The following is a 290-nucleotide window of genomic DNA, read 5'->3' as shown; positions in this document are numbered from 1 at the left end:
CCGCCGCCGCACCCTGCCCGGCAGCTCCAGCGCTGCCGTTGAGCAACTCGCACACGGCCAGAACCAGCACTGCGCGGATGCGTTTGCCGCCGCCCAGCAGGCTGTAACGGGCAGCCCGGCAGACCTCAGATTCCTCGGGTAAAAAAGTCTCGCAGGCCTTTTCCAGTGCCTGATTTGCCCTGGCAAGATACTCATGATACTGCTTCGCGTAATCCATGAAACGTCCTCCTTAATGTGCGGCATCCGGCCGGGGAGCCCGCTGCGCGTCGATCTCATCCAGCTGCAGCGTG

At 63.1% G+C, this 290-nt stretch carries 1 pseudogene; it reads right to left on the bottom strand.

From position 1 onward, the window contains the following. Positions 1–217 (bottom strand): annotated as a pseudogene (locus tag P0G09_RS20270) (polyprenyl synthetase family protein); the annotation flags it as partial. Positions 218–290 lie beyond the last annotated feature (73 nt).

The organism is Faecalibacterium sp. DFI.5.82 (genome assembly GCF_029076575.1).
In the GTDB taxonomy this organism is placed as follows: domain Bacteria; phylum Bacillota; class Clostridia; order Oscillospirales; family Ruminococcaceae; genus Faecalibacterium; species Faecalibacterium duncaniae.
Note: the sequence above shows the minus strand (reverse complement) of the source record. Positions and strands in the feature narration are given on the sequence as shown.